General features: G+C 38.5%; 15 protein-coding genes and 7 pseudogenes. 8 read left to right on the forward strand and 14 right to left on the reverse strand.

Annotated elements, in window-relative coordinates:
* Window positions 1–769: 769 nt before the first annotated feature.
* Window positions 770–883: pseudogene (locus AC3IT7_RS09010) on the forward strand (IS6 family transposase); the annotation flags it as partial.
* 277 nt (window positions 884–1,160) lie between these two features.
* Here the strand turns inward: AC3IT7_RS09010 and AC3IT7_RS09015 are convergent.
* Both AC3IT7_RS09015 and AC3IT7_RS09020 read right to left on the reverse strand, forming a co-directional pair.
* Window positions 1,161–2,420: an acyl-CoA dehydrogenase family protein gene (locus AC3IT7_RS09015; RefSeq protein WP_489248218.1), complete on the reverse strand. Its 1,260-nt coding sequence runs from the start codon at window positions 2,418–2,420 to the stop codon at window positions 1,161–1,163.
* Between the two features lie 4 nt (window positions 2,421–2,424).
* Window positions 2,425–3,675: an SfnB family sulfur acquisition oxidoreductase gene (locus AC3IT7_RS09020; protein ID WP_489248219.1), complete on the reverse strand. Its 1,251-nt coding sequence runs from the start codon at window positions 3,673–3,675 to the stop codon at window positions 2,425–2,427.
* A 309-nt stretch (window positions 3,676–3,984) separates the two neighbouring features.
* Here AC3IT7_RS09020 and AC3IT7_RS09025 point away from each other — a divergent pair.
* From AC3IT7_RS09025 to AC3IT7_RS09035, 3 genes and pseudogenes are all read left to right on the forward strand, one after another.
* Window positions 3,985–4,929: pseudogene (locus AC3IT7_RS09025) on the forward strand (IS5 family transposase).
* A gap of 319 nt (window positions 4,930–5,248) precedes the next feature.
* Entirely contained in the window at window positions 5,249–6,655 is a 1,407-nt protein-coding gene (locus AC3IT7_RS09030; protein WP_489249997.1) for an LLM class flavin-dependent oxidoreductase, read from the forward strand.
* An 82-nt stretch (window positions 6,656–6,737) separates the two neighbouring features.
* Window positions 6,738–6,881: a hypothetical protein gene (locus tag AC3IT7_RS09035; RefSeq protein ID WP_489248220.1), complete on the forward strand. Its 144-nt coding sequence runs from the start codon at window positions 6,738–6,740 to the stop codon at window positions 6,879–6,881.
* Between the two features lie 57 nt (window positions 6,882–6,938).
* Here the strand turns inward: AC3IT7_RS09035 and AC3IT7_RS09040 are convergent.
* Window positions 6,939–7,474 (reverse strand): annotated as a pseudogene (locus AC3IT7_RS09040) (integrase core domain-containing protein).
* A 41-nt stretch (window positions 7,475–7,515) separates the two neighbouring features.
* Here AC3IT7_RS09040 and AC3IT7_RS09045 point away from each other — a divergent pair.
* Window positions 7,516–7,761: pseudogene (locus AC3IT7_RS09045) on the forward strand (DDE-type integrase/transposase/recombinase); the annotation flags it as partial.
* A 111-nt stretch (window positions 7,762–7,872) separates the two neighbouring features.
* Here AC3IT7_RS09045 and AC3IT7_RS09050 read toward each other — a convergent pair.
* The 5 genes and pseudogenes from AC3IT7_RS09050 to AC3IT7_RS09070 form a co-directional block, all read right to left on the reverse strand.
* Window positions 7,873–8,370 (reverse strand): Csu type fimbrial protein, encoded by a 498-nt coding sequence (locus tag AC3IT7_RS09050; RefSeq protein WP_489248221.1) that lies wholly within the window; start codon window positions 8,368–8,370, stop codon window positions 7,873–7,875.
* Between the two features lie 138 nt (window positions 8,371–8,508).
* Window positions 8,509–10,962 carry a fimbria/pilus outer membrane usher protein gene (locus AC3IT7_RS09055; protein WP_489248222.1) on the reverse strand — a complete coding sequence of 818 codons (2,454 nt, stop codon included), beginning with the start codon at window positions 10,960–10,962 and terminating at the stop codon, window positions 8,509–8,511.
* Between the two features lie 29 nt (window positions 10,963–10,991).
* Window positions 10,992–11,687, reverse strand: coding sequence for a fimbrial biogenesis chaperone (locus AC3IT7_RS09060; protein ID WP_489248223.1), 696 nt, complete (start codon window positions 11,685–11,687; stop codon window positions 10,992–10,994).
* 26 nt (window positions 11,688–11,713) lie between these two features.
* Window positions 11,714–12,208 carry a Csu type fimbrial protein gene (locus tag AC3IT7_RS09065; RefSeq protein WP_489248224.1) on the reverse strand — a complete coding sequence of 165 codons (495 nt, stop codon included), beginning with the start codon at window positions 12,206–12,208 and terminating at the stop codon, window positions 11,714–11,716.
* 150 nt (window positions 12,209–12,358) lie between these two features.
* Window positions 12,359–12,494: pseudogene (locus AC3IT7_RS09070) on the reverse strand (IS982 family transposase); the annotation flags it as partial.
* A gap of 77 nt (window positions 12,495–12,571) precedes the next feature.
* On the opposite strand from AC3IT7_RS09070, the pseudogene AC3IT7_RS09075 reads away from it, so the two are divergent.
* Window positions 12,572–12,836: pseudogene (locus AC3IT7_RS09075) on the forward strand (transposase); the annotation flags it as partial.
* A gap of 271 nt (window positions 12,837–13,107) precedes the next feature.
* Here the strand turns inward: AC3IT7_RS09075 and AC3IT7_RS09080 are convergent.
* Together AC3IT7_RS09080 and AC3IT7_RS09085 are read right to left on the reverse strand one after the other, a co-directional pair.
* Window positions 13,108–13,650 carry a cysteine hydrolase family protein gene (locus AC3IT7_RS09080; protein WP_489248225.1) on the reverse strand — a complete coding sequence of 181 codons (543 nt, stop codon included), beginning with the start codon at window positions 13,648–13,650 and terminating at the stop codon, window positions 13,108–13,110.
* Window positions 13,651–13,733: 83 nt separating this feature from the next.
* Window positions 13,734–14,618: an MBL fold metallo-hydrolase gene (locus AC3IT7_RS09085; protein ID WP_489248226.1), complete on the reverse strand. Its 885-nt coding sequence runs from the start codon at window positions 14,616–14,618 to the stop codon at window positions 13,734–13,736.
* 132 nt (window positions 14,619–14,750) lie between these two features.
* On the opposite strand from AC3IT7_RS09085, the gene AC3IT7_RS09090 reads away from it, so the two are divergent.
* Window positions 14,751–15,671, forward strand: a complete 921-nt coding sequence (locus AC3IT7_RS09090) for a GlxA family transcriptional regulator (protein WP_489248227.1) — start codon at window positions 14,751–14,753, stop codon at window positions 15,669–15,671.
* A 540-nt stretch (window positions 15,672–16,211) separates the two neighbouring features.
* Window positions 16,212–17,590 (forward strand): IS3 family transposase gene (locus AC3IT7_RS09095; RefSeq protein ID WP_489248228.1). Its coding sequence is split into 2 segments (ribosomal slippage): window positions 16,212–16,686 and window positions 16,686–17,590, totalling 1,380 coding nucleotides; the frame shifts between segments, so codons are not numbered across the junction.
* 140 nt (window positions 17,591–17,730) lie between these two features.
* Here AC3IT7_RS09095 and AC3IT7_RS09100 read toward each other — a convergent pair.
* The 4 genes and pseudogenes from AC3IT7_RS09100 to AC3IT7_RS09115 all read right to left on the reverse strand — a co-directional run.
* Window positions 17,731–17,862: pseudogene (locus AC3IT7_RS09100) on the reverse strand (transposase domain-containing protein); the annotation flags it as partial.
* Between the two features lie 229 nt (window positions 17,863–18,091).
* Window positions 18,092–18,964 carry a SphA family protein gene (locus AC3IT7_RS09105; RefSeq protein ID WP_489248229.1) on the reverse strand — a complete coding sequence of 291 codons (873 nt, stop codon included), beginning with the start codon at window positions 18,962–18,964 and terminating at the stop codon, window positions 18,092–18,094.
* A gap of 158 nt (window positions 18,965–19,122) precedes the next feature.
* Window positions 19,123–20,043 (reverse strand): catechol 1,2-dioxygenase, encoded by a 921-nt coding sequence (gene catA / locus AC3IT7_RS09110; protein WP_489248230.1) that lies wholly within the window; start codon window positions 20,041–20,043, stop codon window positions 19,123–19,125.
* A 147-nt stretch (window positions 20,044–20,190) separates the two neighbouring features.
* A complete protein-coding gene (locus AC3IT7_RS09115) occupies window positions 20,191–21,252 on the reverse strand; it encodes an NADH:ubiquinone reductase (Na(+)-transporting) subunit F (protein ID WP_489248231.1) in 1,062 nt (353 codons plus the stop codon).
* Between the last annotated feature and the right edge of the window lie 40 nt (window positions 21,253–21,292).

Below are 21,292 nucleotides of genomic sequence, written 5' to 3' on the forward strand. Positions count from 1 at the left end.
TTTATCATACGTTTAACTATGAGGGTATGGCTTATCTGTTCATTTTTTACTTAATCTATGAAAAACAAAAAATCCGATCTGGAATATACAGATTAATAAAAATGGTTGCTAATGTTTCTATTTCGCATAAAAGCCATAATCTTAAATGGATACTACTTTAATGGATTATTTATGCTTTCCCTTCTGCAGGACTTGCAGATGCTTTTTTAATTTTTAATCCTTGCCATAAAGGGTGCCTAGCTCAGCTAAGGCAGGTGTTTGTTGTAGTCGGTCCGCTACAATACTGATAAAAAGCGCCTGTATGTTTGATTTCAATATTTTTAATAAAGTCTCTACGGAAGTGTTGACGATAAAAAAATGACCTTCAGCTTAATTCTAAGCTGCAATTAATTAATAAACATAAAACTTCAGAAGGTTATAGAAAAGCTATTCGAAAGGGTAATTTAAACTTTTCCTAAAATTAACATAATACACGTTATGCAAAATTATTTTAATTTTTCATTAAAAATCAATTTTCTAAATATTAAATAGGAAGTCCAGTCGCATCTGATTGGGCTTTTGTATGAATTATTGTTGTGGCATCAATAACTACTTGGACAATAATGGCATAATATACCAATGGCACATATCATGCTGAGAGAATAAAAATGAAAATTGCCAAAGTTTTTTAAGCAAGTCAAAGTCAGGCTGTTAGATTACACAAAGCATTTTACTTTAATGGCAACAAAGTTGCTATTAAACGTTTTGATTGTGGTGTCTTGTTACTACGGCCACAATTAAAGGGATTGAAGTCATGCATGCACTGCGTAAAGGATAAGCTTCATCGTTTTATTATGGTCAGCCTCTGGGTGAAGTGTGTCTAATCAACAGGGTTTTCGGTCTCAAAGCACTTTTTAAAGGGAACTTCATAGACTCAAATTTCCATTTGCAACAGTGCCAGTTGAAATGCTCATGTGAATCATAGATATACGTGAATTTTTTGATATTCTGAACTATCTAACTTATCTTGAAAAATAATTAAAAAATAGTTACTTATATTGATTTTATCAATATAAAATCCTGTAATTTTTAGCAAAATAACACCTAAAAAATAAGTCAAATACGGATGTATTTGACTTCAGAGAAAACCAAGTTATTTAATTTATTATTTTAGACTTTGATTAAGAGGCTTTACTTTTCACCTCATCCTGTACACGTGGACTTGTGCCAATTTGCCATACATAAGGTAAGTCGGTCTGATTTACTTCCCAATCACCAATCACTTTTTCTTTATAAATAATTGGATTATGAGAAGAAACCACACGGGCATTCCGCCAGAAACGATCTAATGATTTTGCACTGGTACTTGCAGAGGCACCTAAGCTATTAAATAATGCACTGGTTAAATCTAATACTAAGTTAGAAATGACTACTTGCCCTTGTGAAGATTGTAATTCTGCAAGATGATTTGCGTGTTGATCGAGCACTTCATTGGCTGTAAAGTGAGTGGCATATGCCTCATCCAAAGCATCACCCACAGCGAGCGTAATGGTTTTTGCTGCAAATACTTGTGCAGAAGCACGACCAATCACTTGAAGAATTTGTGGGTCATGTCGAACTAAATCTGCATTACCATGACTGAAAATACGATCCCGCTTGCGTACTTCAGCAGTAAAAACATCCACAGCATTTTGTGCGATTCCGGCCAAAGTCGCTAAATGAAACTCTTGATAAAATGCAGTTTGATATTTAAAACGATCTGCAAACGGTAAAATATGATCACGTTCAATCGGGACATCTTTTAGGGTTAAAGTTCCGCTACCCGTCGTTCTTTGCCCAAATCCATCCCAATCATCTTTAATCAGAACACCTGGTTCAGCAGTTGATACTGCAGCAATTACCTGTTGATTAGTTGTTTCATCTAAAGCAAACAGATCAATCCAATCTGCAAAAATGGTTCCTGTCGAATAAAACTTCTGACCATTCACAAGTAACTGACCAGTTTGAGTTTGAGTTACACGGGTAATTACATCACCAATTTTTACTTGACCAATTTCAGTCCATGCATTGCCAACTAAATCTCCTGCAACAAAACGCTCAAACCAACGAAGCTGAGATTGGTCACGGTGTGCAATCAAGCGATCTTCAACGAAGGCAAAGTGTCCACGTAAGGCCTGAACAATATTCGAATCTACAGCTGCTAATTCAATAAGCAACTGAAATAGCTGGCGCTGAGAAAAGCCTGCACCACCATACTCCACTGGCACACGTAATGCACCAAATCCGGCCTGTTTTAACCATTGAATTTCTTCGAATGGCAAACGTCTATGCTGTTCACGATCCAACGTAGTAGCTGCAATTTTTTCAAAGATTGGACGATATTTTGTTGCAATACTTTCATAGTCAGCTAAAGCTAAAGATATTTGATTTTTTTTGGTCATTTTATTAACTCCATGCATGATGTGGTAAAGCGATGTCATTTAAATAGTAATTTCCCACCAAATTTAATTTCCAGCGTACTGGATCATGTAAGGTATGAGTTCGTGCATTACGCCAATAGCGGTCTAAATTAAGCTCAGACAATGTTGAACGAGTACCTGCTAATTCGAAGAGTTTATTGGCTGCTAAAATTGCGATTTCTGTGGTTAAAACTTTCGCTTCAGCGACTAGCAAGGTGGCTTCAGACACATTTTCTTCTGTAGCATCTAACAAAGCCTGATCAATTGCAGCACCTGCTAAATCTAAAATAGCTTCGGCTGCACGTAATTTGATTTTGAGCTCACCAATATTTGCAATCGTGTACGGGTCTTCAGTCGCTTTATTTAAACCAGAATCAATCCAAGGACGTGTGTACTGACGAACATAGTCAATCGTTTCTTGAATCGCACCACGTGCAATCCCTGCGTCTACGGCAGCTTGAATAAATTGTGAAATTGCACCTGCTGCGGTTGGTCGCTCAAAGGCTTTATGAATCGGAACAATGTATTTTAAATCGATTTGGACATTATCCAGAGTGACTGAACCGCTTGCCGTTGTTCTTTGACCAAACCCGCTCCAGTCATTCACAATATTCAAACCCGGTGTATGTTGCGGAACAAGGGCTGCAAATGGCAGACCATCTTGATTTACTGCAACAACAGGAATCCAATGTGCGAGTAATGCACCTGTTGCAAAGAATTTTTTTCCATTAATTACTGCGTGATTTTCTTTAAACTCTATACGGGTGGTTAAGTCTGCCACTGTTTTCGAATTCTTTTCAGAAAAAGCATTGCCAAAACGATGGCCATTCAAAATTTGCTCAAAAAAGAATTGTTTTTGCTCTTCAGTCGCATCAAGACGAACATGCTCGATAAAAGCCCAATGGTTTTGTGCAATTTGACCAAGTGAAGAATCGACGCTTGAAATAATTTTAACGACTTCTGCCAAAGTCTTATAACTCAGTTCTGCACCGCCATATTGTTTAGGAATATTAATACCCCATAAACCCGACTGTGAATAAGCTTGAATTTCTTTTAATGGGAGGCGTCGTTCATGATCACGAATGGCTGCTTCAACTTTAAATGATTCAGCCAGCTGTTTAGCAATCTCAATTGCTTCTTGATCTGAGCCAATACGGTGTGCCGATTCATTGAGATGATAAAAATCAAATGGAATATTCTTCGCATCATTTAACTTAATTTCTATTTTAGTCGTCATTTATATTCTTCCAACGTAATATATACTCAAACTAACATCAAGAATTTAAGTTTACAAAATAAGTTTAAATGGAAAGCTTTTTATATTTTTAAATATCTCATCACATAGAATAAAAATAATAAATGCAAAAGTTATTCATTTTTAATATATATATTTTAAAGATTCAATATCTTAAATAAATGATTTAATTTTCTTTTCATTTAACTTTAGATTTTAGCCCATTTATTTGTTTTTTGAATTTCTTATATTTGAAATGGATTTGTTGCACAAAGCTATTCTTGAAGGCCTCTTCAGCAATCTAATTTCCAGATGAAGAAGCCTGCACCTAAAATCTACTGTACAAACAGTTGGTCCTCGCATAACCAAGCTTTAAGCAAGCGAGGAAATATTTCAATCTGGTTGGATCCTAAGACCTAATGGTATGCACAACCACAAGACAATCACGGACGAAATCGAACTTATTCCGATACTGCTATGCAATGCTGTTTAATGATCAAATCTCTATTCTGTCTTTCTTTACGTATGGTCACTGGCTTTGCTCAAAGCCTGATTAAACTCTGTGGCTGAGCAGCCCCGAATATCAGTGATATTCGTACTCCACCCTCTGTAGACGACAAAAGCATATTGATATTGCGATAAGCTATTAGAAAAGTCGTGATGGGTTACACACACCTACTCATTGACTCTACGGGTTTAAAATTTTTAGGTGAAGGCGAATGGAAGCCTAAGAAACATCAGCCTGAATACCGTCGGCAATGGCGTAAACTGCATATTGGTATAGATGCTGAAACACTGCAAATACGTGCCGTTCAGCTTACGACAAATAATGCCAGTGATTCACAAGTACTAGATGATTTACTGGATCAAATCCCACCAGATGAGCGAATAGATTCTGTCTGTACCGATGGGCCGTACGACACCAAGTACTGCAGACAAGTGATTTCAGATCGTCAAGCACATACAGTAATTCCACCCAGAAAGAATGCTAAGCCCTGGAAAGATTCTAAAATCAGTTCAATAGAACGAAATGAGTTACTTCAAACGGTTAAACATTTAGGCAGAACCCTATGGAAAAAATGGTCGGGTTATCACCGTCGCAGTTTGGTGGAAATCAAGATGCATTGCATCAAATTATTAGGAGACAAGTTGACGGCAGGACATTTTCAAAGTCAGGTCAATGAAATTCATGCGCGAGTGGCAGTTCTGAATAGATTTACGGAATTAGGTAGACCTCACACCCAAGTTGTCACTTAAATTTGAATGGATTGGGGAAAACTCAGCTTTTGAATATTTATGCAACAAAGCCTTTCACTTATAAAAATGATTTCCGCTTCTACTTAGAAAATATCAGTGCCCGTAATGATACGGCATTTGGAGGTACGAATAGTTTCGCTGAGGGTAAAAATTCTAATTGGAATCAACTGACATATTTATCACTTGGCTACTATTTCTAATATAAATATTCAATTTTTATCTAAACACAATATTCAATATTGAATCAAATTATTGTGATTAAACATTTGCAACTTTTTTGCCTAAGATCAATGTAGGTCTTAATTTAGAATAAACAATGATGACTAAACAAATTCGATTTAATGCTTTTGAAATGAACTGTGTGGCACATCAGTCACCAGGTTTATGGCGCCATCCTTTAGACCGCTCCACGGAATATAAAGATCTTGAGTACTGGACAGATTTAGCCAAAATTTTAGAACGCGGTAAATTTGACGGGATTTTCATTGCAGATGTTCTGGGCATTTATGATGTATATCATGGTTCAAATGAACATGCATTGACTGGTGCAGTACAAGTTCCTGTAAATGACCCATTACAAATTGTGCCTGCGATGGCAGCTGTGACCAAACATTTAGGTTTTGGAGTGACAACTTCAATTTCATTTGAACATCCATACCCTTTTGCACGTCGTATGAGTACTTTGGATCATTTGACTAAAGGCCGTGCTGGTTGGAATATTGTGACCTCTTATCTTGAGAGTGGTTCTAAAAACTTAGGTTTAAAAACTCAAGTGAGCCATGACAACCGTTACGATATTGCCGATGAATATCTCGAAGTTTTATACAAACTTTGGGAAGGTTCTTGGGAAAATGAGGCCGTATTACGTGACAAAGAACGCGGTATTTTTGCTGATTTTACCAAGGTACATCCAATTCAACATGAAGGAAAATATTTTACGGTTCCTGGTATCCATGTGTGTGAACCTTCTCCACAACGAACGCCAGTTTTATATCAAGCTGGTGCATCGAGTCGTGGACAAAAATTTGCAAGCCAGAATGCAGAATGTGTATTTATTTCTGCCCCAACTAAAGTGGCTGTTAAGCAGTTAGTCAAAGGCATTCGTACTAAACTTGTTGAAGACGGTCGTGATCCACATTCAGTATTGATCTACACCATGCTCTCAATTGTAGTGGATGAAACAGATGAAAAAGCACAGAAAAAGTTTGAAGAATATCAAAGCTACGGAAGCTATGATGGTGGCCTCACATTAGTTTCAGGCTGGTCAGGGGTAGATTTCTCTCAATATCAAGCAACTGATAAAGTAGAATATATTGAGACCAATGCCATTCAGTCCTTATTGGACTCTTATGTAAAAGCTGATCCTAATCGTGTTTGGACCATTGAGGAAATTGCACGTTGGACCAGCGTTGGTGGTAATGGCCCTGTGATTGTTGGTTCTCCAACTACTGTGGCTGATCGTTTACAAGAATGGATTGAAGAAACTGATATTGATGGTTTTAACCTTGCTTATATTTTGGCACATAAAACCTTTGAAGATGTAGTTGAATTTGTTGTGCCAGAACTACAGCATCGTGGTGTATATCAACAGGAGTACCGTGAAGGTACACTTCGTGAAAAACTATTTGGGCAAGGTTCTTATCTTAGTGAGAACCATCGTGGGACAAAATTTAGGAATTTATCGAAGCAAGACATTACTTCAAATATTGAAAAACAAATTGCTTAATTTATCGTAAATTGAGACTGTAAATTAAATTGTGTAATTGCCTGAATTTGCTATGTTCATATGCACAACGAAGTCAGGCAGCATGATGAACGAACAAAAGCTAAAAGGCTTGGAAGCAGAACTTGCTAAAGGAATAAAAACAGAAGACGATCTCAACCAATTCACCGGCAATGTACAAGTTGCTTTAGAATCATGTTTAGTTCGTCTGATAACAGATACGTTATAAAGTGTACTAGCTCAAACCTGATCTGACAGTTACCCATTTTTTATTGTGCCTGTCAGGTTAAATTTGAGCTAAATTCTTCTCAGCCCAAATTCGTTTTCTATCAAGTAAAGTTTCAAATGGTGTACGACCACAGCACATTTTTCCTTGATGAGTCCGTTCAGTATTATAAAATTTCAGCCAGTCGCTAGATCCCTCTGCAACTTTTCTAGCGTGCTATACAGCTTTTTCCTAAATGTAATTTGATAAAACTCCTGCAGTATTGTTTTATGGAAGCGTTCACAGATCCCTTTCGTTTGTGGTAAAGCTGCTCTTGTCTTCGTGTGATCAATGTCATTGAGCGCTAGATACAATTCATAGTCATATTGTTCCACCTTACAGCAATACTCGGTTCCTCTGTCTGTAAGAATGCGAAGCATATCCTTATTCTGAGCATATATTCTAATGTGCTCAGCATCATACCCCTTATCAACAATGAGATAAGTTGCCTTGCCTACAATATTAATCTGTTGTTTTGCAACTTGACTGTCATGGACGTCACCCCCAGTGATTTTAAAATTAATCGGTAATCCATTCGCGTCGGTTGCAAGATGCATTTTTGTTGGGTACTGTTACAAATAGAGATTTGAGTCGATAAGGAAAATGTCCAGTAGATATTGAGCACAGGCAGATTAAGTATAAAAATAATGCCATTGAATGTGATCATGGCAAGCTAAAAAGGATCATCAAAGCCACATTAGGATACAAATCTATGAAAACGGCTTATGCCACAATTAAGAGAATTGAAGTGATGCGTGCATTACGCAAAGGACAAGCATCATTATTTTATAACGGTCATGCTTTAGGTGAAGTGTATCTCGTGAATAAAGTTTTCGGAATCTAAGTGTAATTAACGTAGAAAAAGATAATTTAATTTCCTATTTGCAACAGTGCCTTCTCAGTTCACTAACTTATTTTCAATCCATTAATGCATATCATACGCTAACCGAGCCTCTTAATAAGAGATTGTAATGTTAATATTATCACTATAATTCCCAACTTTAACTGCTGTTTGATTAGCAGGGATATCTCCATAAATAGTATGATTAACCGTTACTGTCTGTAATAACCGCAAAAATGCAATTTGACCATTTACCAAGCTTGTACCACCTGTGCCATTTCCCCAAATTTGAGTACGCTCGGGTGAGGTATATAAGTTATATTTTAATGTATTTGGGCCGTTAGGGGAGGACATTCTACGATCATTAAAAGCTGGCCCATTTCCTTTACTTAAAGAAATTGTATAAGGCGCATCCAACAAGCTAATTAGAGCCTGACAAGTGACTGTAATAGTTCCCATTGTATTTGATGATACATTGGCGATAGGGTTATATGTTCCAAAGGCAAGAGAGCTGCCATTTACTGAACATGAACATCCTACACAAAGTGCCATAATAGACTGTGAGTATATACTCATGCCTAATATCGATAGCATTCCTATTACTTTTTTCATACGTGTACTCCTTGTTAAACTTGTTCGAATTTCACATCAACCTATTTGTTTATTGATGACATTTATAAAAATAATCCTTTCTTCACTTATTCATCTAAAAATATAGTTTCTCTAGATAATACCAATTTTAAGGAAGCACTATTGTAATGCTGTGCAGATCACCGGTGGTGGATCAGTGTTATTCGACATATTTAAGTCTAATGTCACTTCAAACTCGCACTGTTCGTTTTGCCATGTGACAGTCATATAATTTTTTTCTGCTAAATCTGTTAAATAGACTTCCCCTCTTTTTCCTACTATAAACTCATCTTCCCGTCCTGCTATTTTTACTTTTGCCCCTAAGGGTATAATCGAGTGGTCGGCCCGTAAAATAGTCATTAGGATATTTTTTGATCGACGCACAGGGAGATTCACAAATATTCCACTCTTCGCATAGGGTTGTGGAAAGTCTTCAACTCCCTGTATTTCTGCCTCTACAGGGAGCTCTGCCGGGTCAATACTAATTTTATTTTTTTGATAAGGTAATAAATTGGGAACAAGGGCTAAGCCTTGACTGTTAGTATGTGCAGCCAGTTGATTACTGCGATATATGGGAATGTCTGGAAAATCCCCGACTTTTACCACCGCAAAGCTCTGCTGACCAATATTTTGTGTAGCAAAAAACAAATCATTAAACCAACCGATTGACCCTTTAGCTGCCAAGCGCACAGATGTATTCCAATCTGAATTTTCCACAGCTTCTGCAATCAGCTGTCCCTTATCTGTGTTCCAAATGAGATTGGTATATAGCCTTTGTTGAGGATCATCACTCGCACGCACACTCCAACCTAATCCCGGCCCCGACGGAGCAGACTGGTTCAGTTCTGCTGTAGTAATCGATTGCCTGTTCTGATCATGAGTTATACGGGTGGAGACACTACGCTGCTGATCAAGCGGAATGGTAAGACTTAACCCTCCACTCCATTCCTGATCAGCCTCTAGGCTTTTTGTTGCATAGGTGTTTAGAAATATATTTTGTGCAAGCGAGACGTTTAAGCTTACAGAAAGCAGTTGAAATATATTCCCTTCCCAATCTGACTGACCAGTATAATTAAGACCTGCTGAAATATGCTGAGCAATGGGTAATCCATCACCGGCAAAAACACGTTGTTTAGGTCTAGTTTCACCTTCGATTGAAGCAAATTGATTGTAGTCTTTATCAAAATATTCCCATCGCATAGATCCACTTCCAACCAAACTGGTACGATCCAGGCCTACCAAATAATGGTTTCCTTGCAGATCTTTGTTATTTGATATTCCACCGCCGACACGTAAAATAGCGACATCACCTAAGACCTGATTGACCACTCCTCCAATCGCTTGGCGATCTTCTTGTAATTCAATCCGACCCTCTACTGTAGTTAATTTACTCAAACCTTGCCGCCATTGGGCAGATGAGAAGAAATCGCTATAATCATTACTTCTTACTCCATAATTTTCTCTCAGAAAACCAGCGTGAAATGAAAAATCGACAACATCTTTTTCCAATAACTGGGGAGAAGTGTAGTAACTTTTGGTAATGAGTGTTTCTTGTCCCAACAAGTTCCGGACGATTAAATTTAATTCGCCGGAACCTGTGATCACTGGAATATTCGTTAAGTCAAAAGGTCCGGGACTCACTGTTTGCATTTGAGTCTTTTGATTATTAACTAAAATATCAATAGTAGAAGGTAAAGCAGCAGACCCAGAGATTGAAGGCATTGGATAAGAAATATAACCCGGCTGGAGTGAAAAATCTCGTCCCCAACGGACACCTGCAAATCGTGCTGGACGACTCCAGTCACTAGCAAAGTCGATAGTATCTCCGATCACCAATGACTGCATTCGAGTAGGTAAATCTTTTTGCCAATAGCTTTCTGTCCGTATCATTTCCTTATGATGGTCGTTAACACGCATAACGGCACCTACCATCGCTGTTCCCCAATTATTAAAGACGGTTCCTTCGATTAAGCCTACATAGCTATTTTCATACTCGCCATAAATCGCATTCAGATCATAATTTATAAAAATTCCGGGAGAATTCTTTTTAGCTAATTGCTCAGCCTTTGGACGTACATTGACTGAGTTAGTTTGGAAAGCTTGTATAGGCGCATGAATCTCTAAAGTTAAATTTTGTCGATCAAGTTTATATTTAAGACTTTGGATTGAGTCTAGTGTATAGCCCTGATTATTATCGATTAATCTCATCAGTTCTGAAACAGGATGCAATCGAGTTGACTGCCAAACCGCTAAAGGCATTGCCAGACGACCATCTTGCAATTTTTCAACACGATAGATATAAGGTAATTGTTGGTTATTAATAATAATATTAACTAAAAGTGTTTCAGCCTCATCTTGAGTCTGATCCGTAGCTTTCTCTTGAGCTAAATTCCTTTGATTCAGCAAATCATTTTGTTCTGTAGTTAAGAGCAAAGAGGATATATGAGGCTCTGCAACCAATCCAGCATTTACTATAGAGGGAGTTAATATATGAAATACAATTATCCATGAAATTGGCTTGGAGCCAGGCCAAAAACTGTGTAATAAGGAGTGCCCTGAAAAAGATATATGCATTCGTCATTTTCATTTATTTTTTAATTAAGTTATGGGTGCTGAACTGGCTCTATCATTCCATTTGCAGTTTTTAATTGAATTTTTATTGGCGTGGAACCATTACTTGGCAGATCATAAGTCCATTGTTTCCAAGCCCCTGCGAGGACCGTATCATTGACCTTTAGATCCTGTCGCCAGTTTTTTCCCTGAATATGCACGTCAGAAAAATGAATCCGTTGATTTCCGGTATTTTCAATTCGAATGCAGCCTTGACCTGTCGGTGCTTTACATTGGATCCAACGTGATGAAATGTTAGTCTGATGAACTGGAGCGATAAAAACTGGAATATCGTGGCTAATACGAAAAATAATCTCATTGGCTTTTATTGAACTAGAGGGTATTTCTGCGGTTAAGTTTTCGAGTACCAGCCGATAACTCTTTTCCACGTTATTGCTCTGTGGGTAGCGAGGAGTCACTCTAAATATTTGGGTGGCACCAGGAGCTATTTCCACCATTGGGGGCACCACTAATAACTCTTTGCTCTCCTGATAACGGTTTTTGCCATCCACTTGCACCCAAGACAAGCTATTCGCTTGATATCTCAGTTTCTGATCTGAAGTATTTACCAAGGTAATCGAAACTACTTTTTTTTGGGGCGTCAGATCTACCAGAACTGGTGAAATACTCATTGCATAGCTGACTGAAGTACTGAGAAGAAGGCTAAATCCTACTATCTTTAAAAACATCAACCGACCTCCTTAAATAAAAATTATTAATAAGAAATAGTCAGGTTTGCTGTACCTGTATAATTACCAGTCGTTACTTGCTGATTTTGTGGAATTACGCCATAAAGATTAATTGCTTGAGTCACACCTGTCCCTGTTACTGGAATAGTATCGCCTGCCTCTGTAGTACCTAATATAGTATCTCGACTTGCGGTAGTATAAAGTTGATAATTCAGTACTGAACCAGTGCTATTCGTCATGGTCCTCTGGTCAGTTGGAGTAGTTGAGAAGAGTTGAGCAATAGTACCATTGGTACACGTTACTCCTACCGTAGTAGCACTCTCTAGATTAGCGTTCGCATGTGTTGTTACTGGAAAATATTCACCAAAAGCTAGAGTTGCATTATTAATTACGCATGCAGATAGAACATTGGCTGTGACCGTTAATGTACTTGTTGCAGTAGCTGCACTTACTGAAGATGAAATTCCAATAAAAATCAGAGTTCCTAGTAACTTAGGTGTTATTCTAAACAGTTTTTTCATCTTTTAATCCTTATTATTAGTACTTGTATTATGTGAATAGTATAGCTATTTTAATTTGTGTCCTACTGATGTGTACAGTTATATTGTTAAATTAAGTAAAGAAACATGTAGTGCCAATTTACGCATATTAATGAGATGAATTATTCATTAGTAACAAGGTAAGTTTTTAAATAAATGCCTTTTATCGTGGATCGTGTTTCAGCCATGAGAAAAATGCTTTGAAATTATTAAAATGAAAACATTTATACCAAATAGAAATGAAGGTAATTTCCAAGATACTAAGTTGAGTCTTTGATCCTAGCCAAAATAATGGACAATAAATCCCTCTAAAGATAATGTAACGTTAACTTTGGAGACATAAAAATGGCTAAACACTTTAGTCCAGAATTCAACCAACAAGCAATTGATTATGTATTTTCAAACTCACATGAGTCTGTAGCTGCGATCGCCCAGAAATTAGGTGTGGATTATTCAACCTTAGACAAATGGATGCGCGAAGCCAATCCAGTGGGTTCAAGCAAACGTCAACTTTCTACTGAACAACAGCGAATCTTGGAATTAGAAAAAGAAGTCAAACAACTAAGAAGCCAATGACATCTTAAAAAAAGCGAATACTGTCTTGTTTGATTATATTGAGATTTATTACAATCGAGTGAAAAAGCACTCTGCAAATGGTTGGTTAAGCCCAGAAACCTTTGAGCAAAAATATTTTAAGAATTTAGAGGGATCGGTTATCCACGATACTGCCTAGGATCATATCTGATATAGACACCAACATATCAAACCGCCCGCTTCGATAATCGCAAAAGCATATATTCTAAAAGCGGACATTTCTATTTTGGTTTTACACCCTCGTTTCATGTAACTTGTATTATGTTAATTTTAGAAAATCTTAATCTTTAACTAACATAATCTTCAGTTGATATTACTTGAGCATATGCAAATTCAAAAGCGGCCATTAATGTTGTATGAACATGGATCGCAGGTACTTTAACGCCATTAAATTCAAGGTCTAGTGTTGCACAAGCATCATGAATCACTTTTACCTTATAACCAAAATCAGAAGCAGCACGAACAGCAGCATCAACACACATATGAGTCATAGCACCAATCACAACTAACTCAGTCACCTGATTACTATCTAAAATTTCTTTGAGATTGGTATTTAAGAACGTGTTGATGTGATTCTTAATAACCACAGTTTCATCGGTTAGTGGTTTAACTGTGTTCTGAAATTCAATACCGTTTGAGCCAGGTTCAAATATAGGAGATTCAGCATTAGCAATATGTTGGACATGAATCACTTGAGTACCCTGTTGACGAGCCTTAGCAATTACTTTCACTGCATTAGCAGCAGCTTGTTCAATCTTTACCAATGGCAATTTACCTGTAGGTAGATATTCGTTTTGTAAGTCGATAACTAATAAAGCTGATTTTGACATATCTGTTCCTTTACTTAACTAATATTTATTTTGTTCTACTTAGGTTTTAAAGAAGTGGAATGCTTCCACTTCTTTAAGTTACTTTAGAAAGAAAGCGTTTCACCATCGATAGGAATTAAAACCTTATCTTGGATCCCTTTTTCTTCTACATATTCCGCAAGCTGAGCACGTGTTACCGACATGTGGTTAATCGCATCCATGTGAACAGCAATAACTTTGGAATTTGGTGCTTTTTGGGTTGCGTGATAAGTATCTTCTTTACCCATAATAATGGACTCTTTATATCCATCCATTAATGCATTACCTGTGTTTAATACAATTACATCAGGTTTAAATGTTTGAATTGCCTGATCAACTTCAGGACGCCAAATGGTATCTCCTGCAACATAAACTGTTTCATGGCCTGCTGCTTCAAAAACTATACCCATCGCTTCACCTAAGCCAGCTTTAAGTTCAGCATTACGATACATTTCGTCAGTACCATGTTGACCACCAGTTTTAGTTAACTTAACACCTTGGAAAGTAGTTACAGTTAATATACGAACATCTTTGAAGCCTTGTGACTGAATGACTTTCTGGTCTGCTTTATTCTGTACAAACAAAGGCATATTTTTTGGAATAGCCGCTTGGGCTGCATCATCCCAATGATCTAAATGAGTATGGGTCACAATTACCGCATCTACACCTTCTAAAACCGTTTCAGGCTTAATAGGTAAATCAACTAATGGATTGCGTAAATAACTGCGATGACTATTAGGGAAACCCTCATAAAAGCCTTTTTTCGCAAACATTGGGTCAATTAAAAAAGTCGTATCGGCATAGGTTACTTTAATCGTTGCATTGCGAATTTCTTGTATATGCGTCACTTTAGAGGTATCTCGCTGAACCACTTTATCATTCGCATATAAATGGACTGAAGCCATTGTCAGAGAGAGTGCGATAACAGAGCTACTTAAAATTTTATTCATGTTCCAGATCCAATCATTTAGTCATAGTTGAATCATGATAGAAATCCTCAAACAAAAAAATTGTCCTTAAGGACAATCATCGAAACTATTGGGACAACATGCTATATTTATTATTTTAGAGAGGAAGATCGAATGGCTATACCAGTGATTGGATTGTTCGTTTATCCCAATATAAATCCATTTCACTTCTCTATCCCCCATATCATTTTCAATATCAAGATTGAAGATAAACGCTTATTTGATCTGAGAATTTTTTCTATAGATGGCCAACCCGTAAAAACAGAACAGTCTATGATGATTATCCCTGATGGGGGGATCGAACTTATTAAAGAATTGGATCTTATTATTATTCCTGGATGGGATGATTTTAATCACAAACCTGAAAAAGTACTTATCGATGCCCTAAATTGTGCATATCAGACTGGAATTAGAATTGTAGGGTTATGCTATGGAACTTACGCATTGGCATATGCTGGTTTACTTAACCATAAAAAAGCAGCTACGCACTGGATGGCTGAACAAGATTTTAGTGAGCGATTTCCACAGGTTCAGCTTGATAATGACGCCCTGTATGTAGAAGACCAAAGGATCGTAACCTCTGCTGGAACAGGCGCAGCATTAGACTGCTGCTTGTTCTTGGTACGTGAAATCTATAATGCACAAATTGCGAATAAAGTCTCTAGAGTAATGGTCATTCCACCTCACCGTGAAGGTGGGCAAGCTCAGTTTATTGAACAGCCAGTCGCAGTATCGAGCCAAGATGCACAAATTAATCTATTACTCGATTTCTTAAGAAAGAATTTAGCTTTACAACATAATATTGAAAGCCTCGCTGAACGGACACATATGACACGCAGGACGTTCACACGGCATTTTAAGAAAGCAACAGGCATGACCCTAGTCGATTGGCTGAATACTGAAAGAATCAGATTCAGTTGTGAACTTTTAGAAACGACAAATTTGTCTATCGAAAAGATAGCCGAGCTTTCAGGTTTTAATAATACCGTGTCATTTAGAAAAAATTTTCGTGAAAAATATGGCACCAGCCCTTAGGCATGGAGAAAAGCTTTTGGAATCATTAATGAAAATAATTCACCCATTTAATATAATGGGCATTACACGAAAATAATTTTAAAATAATTTTATTTATTAAACACTTAAATCAATAAAACACCAACCCAAAAGATCAAAAAACACACGTTTTAACAACTCGTGTGTTTTTAAGTAACTTTGTAATCTTACGCCAATAAAATCGATTAAAAAATACTCAATTTTAGCATTTCCCCAATGTTCTCAACTCTTCCAGGGTGAAAACTATCCCCAATTTCTGTGGATGAAATTTAGGCTACTTTGTACGCCCTAGCGTACATAAATCTCGGCCCTTTGCCGCTATCCGCAATAGTACAAATTTCCTATGATGGATTCATCGGGAACAGGATGTTCCGAAACAGAAAACAACAATAATAAGTTTAAGCACCAGGATCGTGAGGTACGACAGGAGTCATGCCTAGCAACCAATACGAAAAACCCCGGCAGGATAATCTGCACCCCGAAAGTTGGACACTCTTAGTCTAATTTGAAGGGTGCTTTTTAATGGCTAAATATTCTCAAGAATTCAAATTAAAAGTTGTTGAACATCACTTGTCTGGTCATGGTGACTCTGTGACAGGTCAACTTTTTAATGTTCATAGATCAGATGTTCAAAAGTGGAGTAAAGCATTTAAACTTTATGGTCTGGCAGGCTTAGAACGTAGAAGATCTAAAACAACTTTTACGGTTGAGTTTAAGTATCAAGTTGTCAAAGTAATACATGAAGAAGGCATTTCATTAAAAGAAGCTATGCAACGCTTTGATATTAATGAAACAAGCACGTTAAGAGATTGGTTGAAACAATATAAAGAAAATGGCATAGAGGGTTTGCAACCAAAGCTTAGAGGAAAACTTAACAGTATGCCGAAGCCCAAGATGCCCAAAGCTAAAACGATTAAAGCAGATCAGGACAAAACCCATGAGGAACTGCTTGAGGAGTTGGCATATCTACGTGCTGAAGTTGCTTTCCTAAAAAAGCGGAGAGCCTTGATTCAGAAGCAGAAAGAACAGGAAAAAGTCGAACAGCAACAGCTGCAAGATTCATATCTGAATTAAGGCAAAACTACCCACTAAAGCATGTGCTATGTGCAGCTAAGATGGCGCGTAGTACCTATTTCTATCATCAGAAGTCATCAAAACTCAATGATAAATACAGTGATTTAAAACAGCAAATCAAAGTGATCTATCATCAGCATAAAGGGCGTTATGGGTATCGCAGAATTACGCTTGCATTGAGAAATACAGGCTTGATCGTGAACCATAAGTGTGTACAGCGATTGATGATATCTATGAAGCTTAAATCACGTATTAGGGTTGTGAAATACCGTTCGTATAAAGGGCAAGTGGGTAAAATTGCAAACAATGTATTACAGCGTCAATTCAAGGCTGAGCGACCTAATCAAAAATGGGTTACTGATGTGACTGAATTTAATATTCGGGGTGACAAGCTTTACCTATCTCCCGTCATGGACCTATTTAACGGTGAAATCATTGCATTTCAAATGGAACGTAGACCAGTATTCGGACTGGTCAAAGATATGCTTAAAGAAGCTATAGAGAGACTCAACATAAATGAGAAGCCAATGATTCATTCTGATCAAGGTTGGCAATATCAAATGAGATTTTACCAGAAACAATTAGCAGAACGAGGGCTCACCCAAAGTATGTCACGTAAGGGGAATTGTTTAGATAATGCTGCTATGGAGAGTTTCTTTGGGATACTTAAATCTGAATGTTTCTATGGAGAAGAATTTAAATCAGTTGATGAATTGGAGCAAAAAGTGAAAGAATATATTCACTATTATAACCATGAGCGAATCAAGGTTAAATTAAAAGGACTGACCCCTGTAGAATACAGAAATCAGTCCTTAGAAATTGCCTAACTTACTGTCTAACTTTTGGGGGTCAGATCAGGATGCCGGGGTTTTTTATTGCCTATCATTTCTCATTTTCAAAACAAGCATAATGCCCCCTAAAATATAGACTAGAATCGTAAGCGTCCACTGAACCCCATGCCTATTTTTTAATTTTGGTCTGATTTCCAGCGGTGTGGCAGTAATTCTTCTATTTGAGTCACTTTATGTATCGGCAACCTTTTCAGCACATCACTTAAATAGGCATACGGATCCAGTCCATTCAGCTTTGCTGACTGGACCTAAGTCGTGATGTCAGCGGCTCACTGACTACGGCCCTGTAAATCGCCTGTTCTTGATCACCTTAAAAAACCGCCATCTAGGTGGCTATCATTGACATTTTTCATAACGGTAAAAGTACTCTCTCCAAAGACAAGAAAACAAAACTAAAATCCACGAAGTGTAAAGAATTAAGCCAAGTTAAACTTGGCTTAATTCTAAGATCATCGTCTCAGTAAAAACCCTGAGTCGTTAGAATGCCCACACCATTTTTAAGGTGGTGGAATGTCCTTCAGGACGATGCTCCACTTCAGTTTCTTTCAGGAACTTCGCCTCCAATGACCAGTTATCCTGTTTGTATTGAATTGCAGGGCCAAATGCCAATGCCTGTCCTTTATTGCCAATACTGGTACCATTCACTTCATCATCTGTGGTTTGTTTAAAAACATAGCCTTCTAGTGCCAATTTTACTTGATCATTCAACTGATAACCTATCGCATAATCCCCAGCAAAATAATCGCCCGATTGATAGTTGGTATCTTCATTTTCAGTATTGAAGCTATAAGACAGTTTGGTCGAAAACTCCCAACCTTGTGGCTGCAAATACGAGTAGGCAAAAATTGGTCGCATGGTGTGATAATTCTTGCCTAAATTAGCGATTACATGACGTTGTGGATTGGAATCATCATAATCACCAGTGGCCAAAATACCTTCCAAAGCTGCAATACTGTGATGGTTGCCTTTATGCCAGCCCAGCATGGTTCCAATGATCAAATCGCCCAGACCGCTGTTGGAGTCCGACATGCCCATCACATTTAAACGCAAAGCCACCAAAGGCTGTGCCGCATATAAGCCCAACTGCCCACCTGCAATTTGTTGTGGGGTCATCCACACCAGACGTGGAATAAAGGCATTCGCATCGACGTGGAAATTGTCGGGGCCATCTTTAAACTCACTGGCATGGTAATTTTGGTAGTAGTTAAGCAAATATACCCCAGGCGGTGGCAAAGCACCTGCCCCAATACCTTCTGCACCCAGTGCAAACGAGTCTAAACCATTTTCAGTCGCACAGACGTGCGTTGCCATGCCACTCAATAACATGAGTGCCCAGATTTTGTTATTCATAGAACATCCTATTCAATGCAAGTTTTGATGAAGTTTGCTTGCCATGTTGAATCATTCATACCCTGGCCAGAAACTGAAGATAGCAGCATCACCAAATGGCTTGATGATGCTGGAGTAAGCTGTGAAAAGTTTGGAAAGTCAGCGTTAGGGAAGGAAAATTATGCGCTCGCGCGGCGGCGTTCCACCTCGGTTGATGGTGTGTTGTTTACGTCTTTTACTAATTCAAAGTTAAAGGTGATGTGTTTGAATGGCTTGTCTAAACCACGGCGCTGAATTTCCGCAGGATCAGTCACATCTACTGCTGTCGCAACAAGACCTTCACGGGTAGCAAACGCAAAGTCATCCCAAAGATATTGGTCGCCTTCGATGTTAAATTGAGTAGTCAATTTACGGAAACCTGGTGCAGAAATAAAGTAATGCACATGAGATGGACGGTTACCATGACGACCCAGTTTGTTTAATAAAGCTTGAGTCGTGCCGTCTGGTGGGCAACCATAACCAACTGGCATGGTGGTTTGTGCTACATATTTACCTGCGGCATCACTGAAAATGGTACGGCGCAAATTAAAGTCAGACTGAGTTTTGTCAAAGAATGAATAATTGCCCAAACCGTTGGCATGCCAAACTTCTACTTTGGCATTTTCAATAATGTTGCCCTGTGTGTCTGTGACCTTACCTTCAATAATTAAGGTATCTAAATGGTCTGATTCTGAACCGTCATCCATACGAGCAAAACCGACTGATTCAGGTGCACCAGCAACATACAGCGGCCCTTCAATGGTACGTGGTGTACCACCTGTCACGCCTGCTTTGGCATCGGCTTCATCGGCACGTAAATCTAGATAATGTTCCAGGCCCAAACCTGCTGCGAGTAAACCAAGTTCATTAGCTTTGCCTGCGTCGGTAATGTATTCTAAACCTTTCCAGACTTCAGAAGGCTGAATGTCTAAATCTTCAATGGCTTGAAATAAGTCTGCCACCAAACGTACTACAATTTGCTGCACACGCTGATCAACAGGGCCTGCCGCAGTGTCGACGTTCATTTCTTTCACTAAAGTATCAATTTGTTGACGGTCCATGTAATGTTCCTTGATTATTTTGGCACTGTAGAATTGAAGAGTGCTATTTTTGGCTTTTGACACTGCATTCCAGTGTTAGTTTTAGCTCAGTGCCAAAGCGGTTTACTTCAGCACTGAACGATATCCTTAAGGTTTTTCTAATCTGTTTTAAATATGTTTAAACAATGCAGAACGTGACTGACCATTAGCACCATCAGCAGCACTTAAGAAGCGCTCGGTATGAATGTCTCGCTCAAATAAACGGCTTTGCATCAGAGTTGAAATGGCCGCATCAATCATCACTGGTGGGCCACATAAATAGGCCTTATGCCCACCGCAACGCTGTTCAAAATAGTCGGCAACTGCTTCATGCACATAGCCTGTAAACCCAGTCCAATGATCTTCTGCTTTAGGCGCATTCAAGGCAGGAATGTAGCGGAAGTTTGGATAGTCTTTGACCAATTTCTCAAACAGTTCTCGGTTATATAATTCTGCAACATCACGTGCCCCTTGGAACAGGTAGATGGTGCGGGTATCGCCCGATTCAAGCAGGTCTAAAATCATAGATTGCGGACTAGACAAACCTGAGCCACCTGCAATAAAGATCGCACCCTGTTCATCCGATTTACGTACAAAGAACTGTCCGTATGGCCCTGAAATTTCCAGCTCATCGCCTGCTGCTAGCTGCTCATGCACATAAGTCGTTGCACTGCCTCCCACCACATGACGAATATGCAATTCGATAATACCCAGTTCGCTTGGCGCATTGGCAATAGAGAACGCACGCGTGCCTTCAATACCCGGGAATTGCACGTTAATGTACTGCCCTGCCTGAAAATCCATTGCACGGTCTAACTGCAAACGCACACCTTTAATGGTTGGAGACAAATCTCGTACCTCAATAACTTTGGCCTGATAGTCCTGTACCAGATAGCCCAGAAAATCAGGGTCTTCATCAACATCAGCTTCAATAGTCATGTCAGATTCAGGTTTACAGCAGCAAGCCAACACTTTGTGTTCCTCACGCTCTAAATCCATAAGTGCGAAAGGCGACGCCTCACCCACATCATAATAGCCATCGGTGACCTGGACTTTGCATGTGCCGCAGGTGCCATGCCCACACGCAAATGGCAACCACACGCCTTGACGTAACGCAGCATCTAAAATGGTTTGATCTTCTTCAACCTCAATGGTTGTGCCAATTGGTTCAATTGTGACTTGATAGCTCATCTGCGACCTCCTGTCTTACTTTTGCTGTCTGTGCTTAGCT

It is taken from the genome of Acinetobacter sp. KH_038 (assembly GCF_057839405.1).

Bases quoted from the DNA above. Each gene is read 5' to 3' on its own strand.
- AC3IT7_RS09055 (WP_489248222.1), bottom strand. From the start codon at position 10,962: ATGCATATATCTTTTTCAGGGCACTCCTTATTACACAGTTTTTGGCCT.
- AC3IT7_RS09115 (WP_489248231.1), bottom strand. From the start codon at position 21,252: ATGAGCTATCAAGTCACAATTGAACCAATTGGCACAACCATTGAGGTT.
- AC3IT7_RS09065 (WP_489248224.1), bottom strand. From the start codon at position 12,208: ATGAAAAAACTGTTTAGAATAACACCTAAGTTACTAGGAACTCTGATT.
- AC3IT7_RS09050 (WP_489248221.1), bottom strand. From the start codon at position 8,370: ATGAAAAAAGTAATAGGAATGCTATCGATATTAGGCATGAGTATATAC.
- AC3IT7_RS09035 (WP_489248220.1), top strand. From the start codon at position 6,738: ATGATGAACGAACAAAAGCTAAAAGGCTTGGAAGCAGAACTTGCTAAA.
- AC3IT7_RS09020 (WP_489248219.1), bottom strand. From the start codon at position 3,675: ATGACGACTAAAATAGAAATTAAGTTAAATGATGCGAAGAATATTCCA.
- AC3IT7_RS09105 (WP_489248229.1), bottom strand. From the start codon at position 18,964: ATGAATAACAAAATCTGGGCACTCATGTTATTGAGTGGCATGGCAACG.
- AC3IT7_RS09060 (WP_489248223.1), bottom strand. From the start codon at position 11,687: ATGTTTTTAAAGATAGTAGGATTTAGCCTTCTTCTCAGTACTTCAGTC.
- AC3IT7_RS09015 (WP_489248218.1), bottom strand. From the start codon at position 2,420: ATGACCAAAAAAAATCAAATATCTTTAGCTTTAGCTGACTATGAAAGT.
- AC3IT7_RS09080 (WP_489248225.1), bottom strand. From the start codon at position 13,650: ATGTCAAAATCAGCTTTATTAGTTATCGACTTACAAAACGAATATCTA.
- AC3IT7_RS09090 (WP_489248227.1), top strand. From the start codon at position 14,751: ATGGCTATACCAGTGATTGGATTGTTCGTTTATCCCAATATAAATCCA.
- catA (WP_489248230.1), bottom strand. From the start codon at position 20,043: ATGGACCGTCAACAAATTGATACTTTAGTGAAAGAAATGAACGTCGAC.
- AC3IT7_RS09030 (WP_489249997.1), top strand. From the start codon at position 5,249: ATGACTAAACAAATTCGATTTAATGCTTTTGAAATGAACTGTGTGGCA.
- AC3IT7_RS09085 (WP_489248226.1), bottom strand. From the start codon at position 14,618: ATGAATAAAATTTTAAGTAGCTCTGTTATCGCACTCTCTCTGACAATG.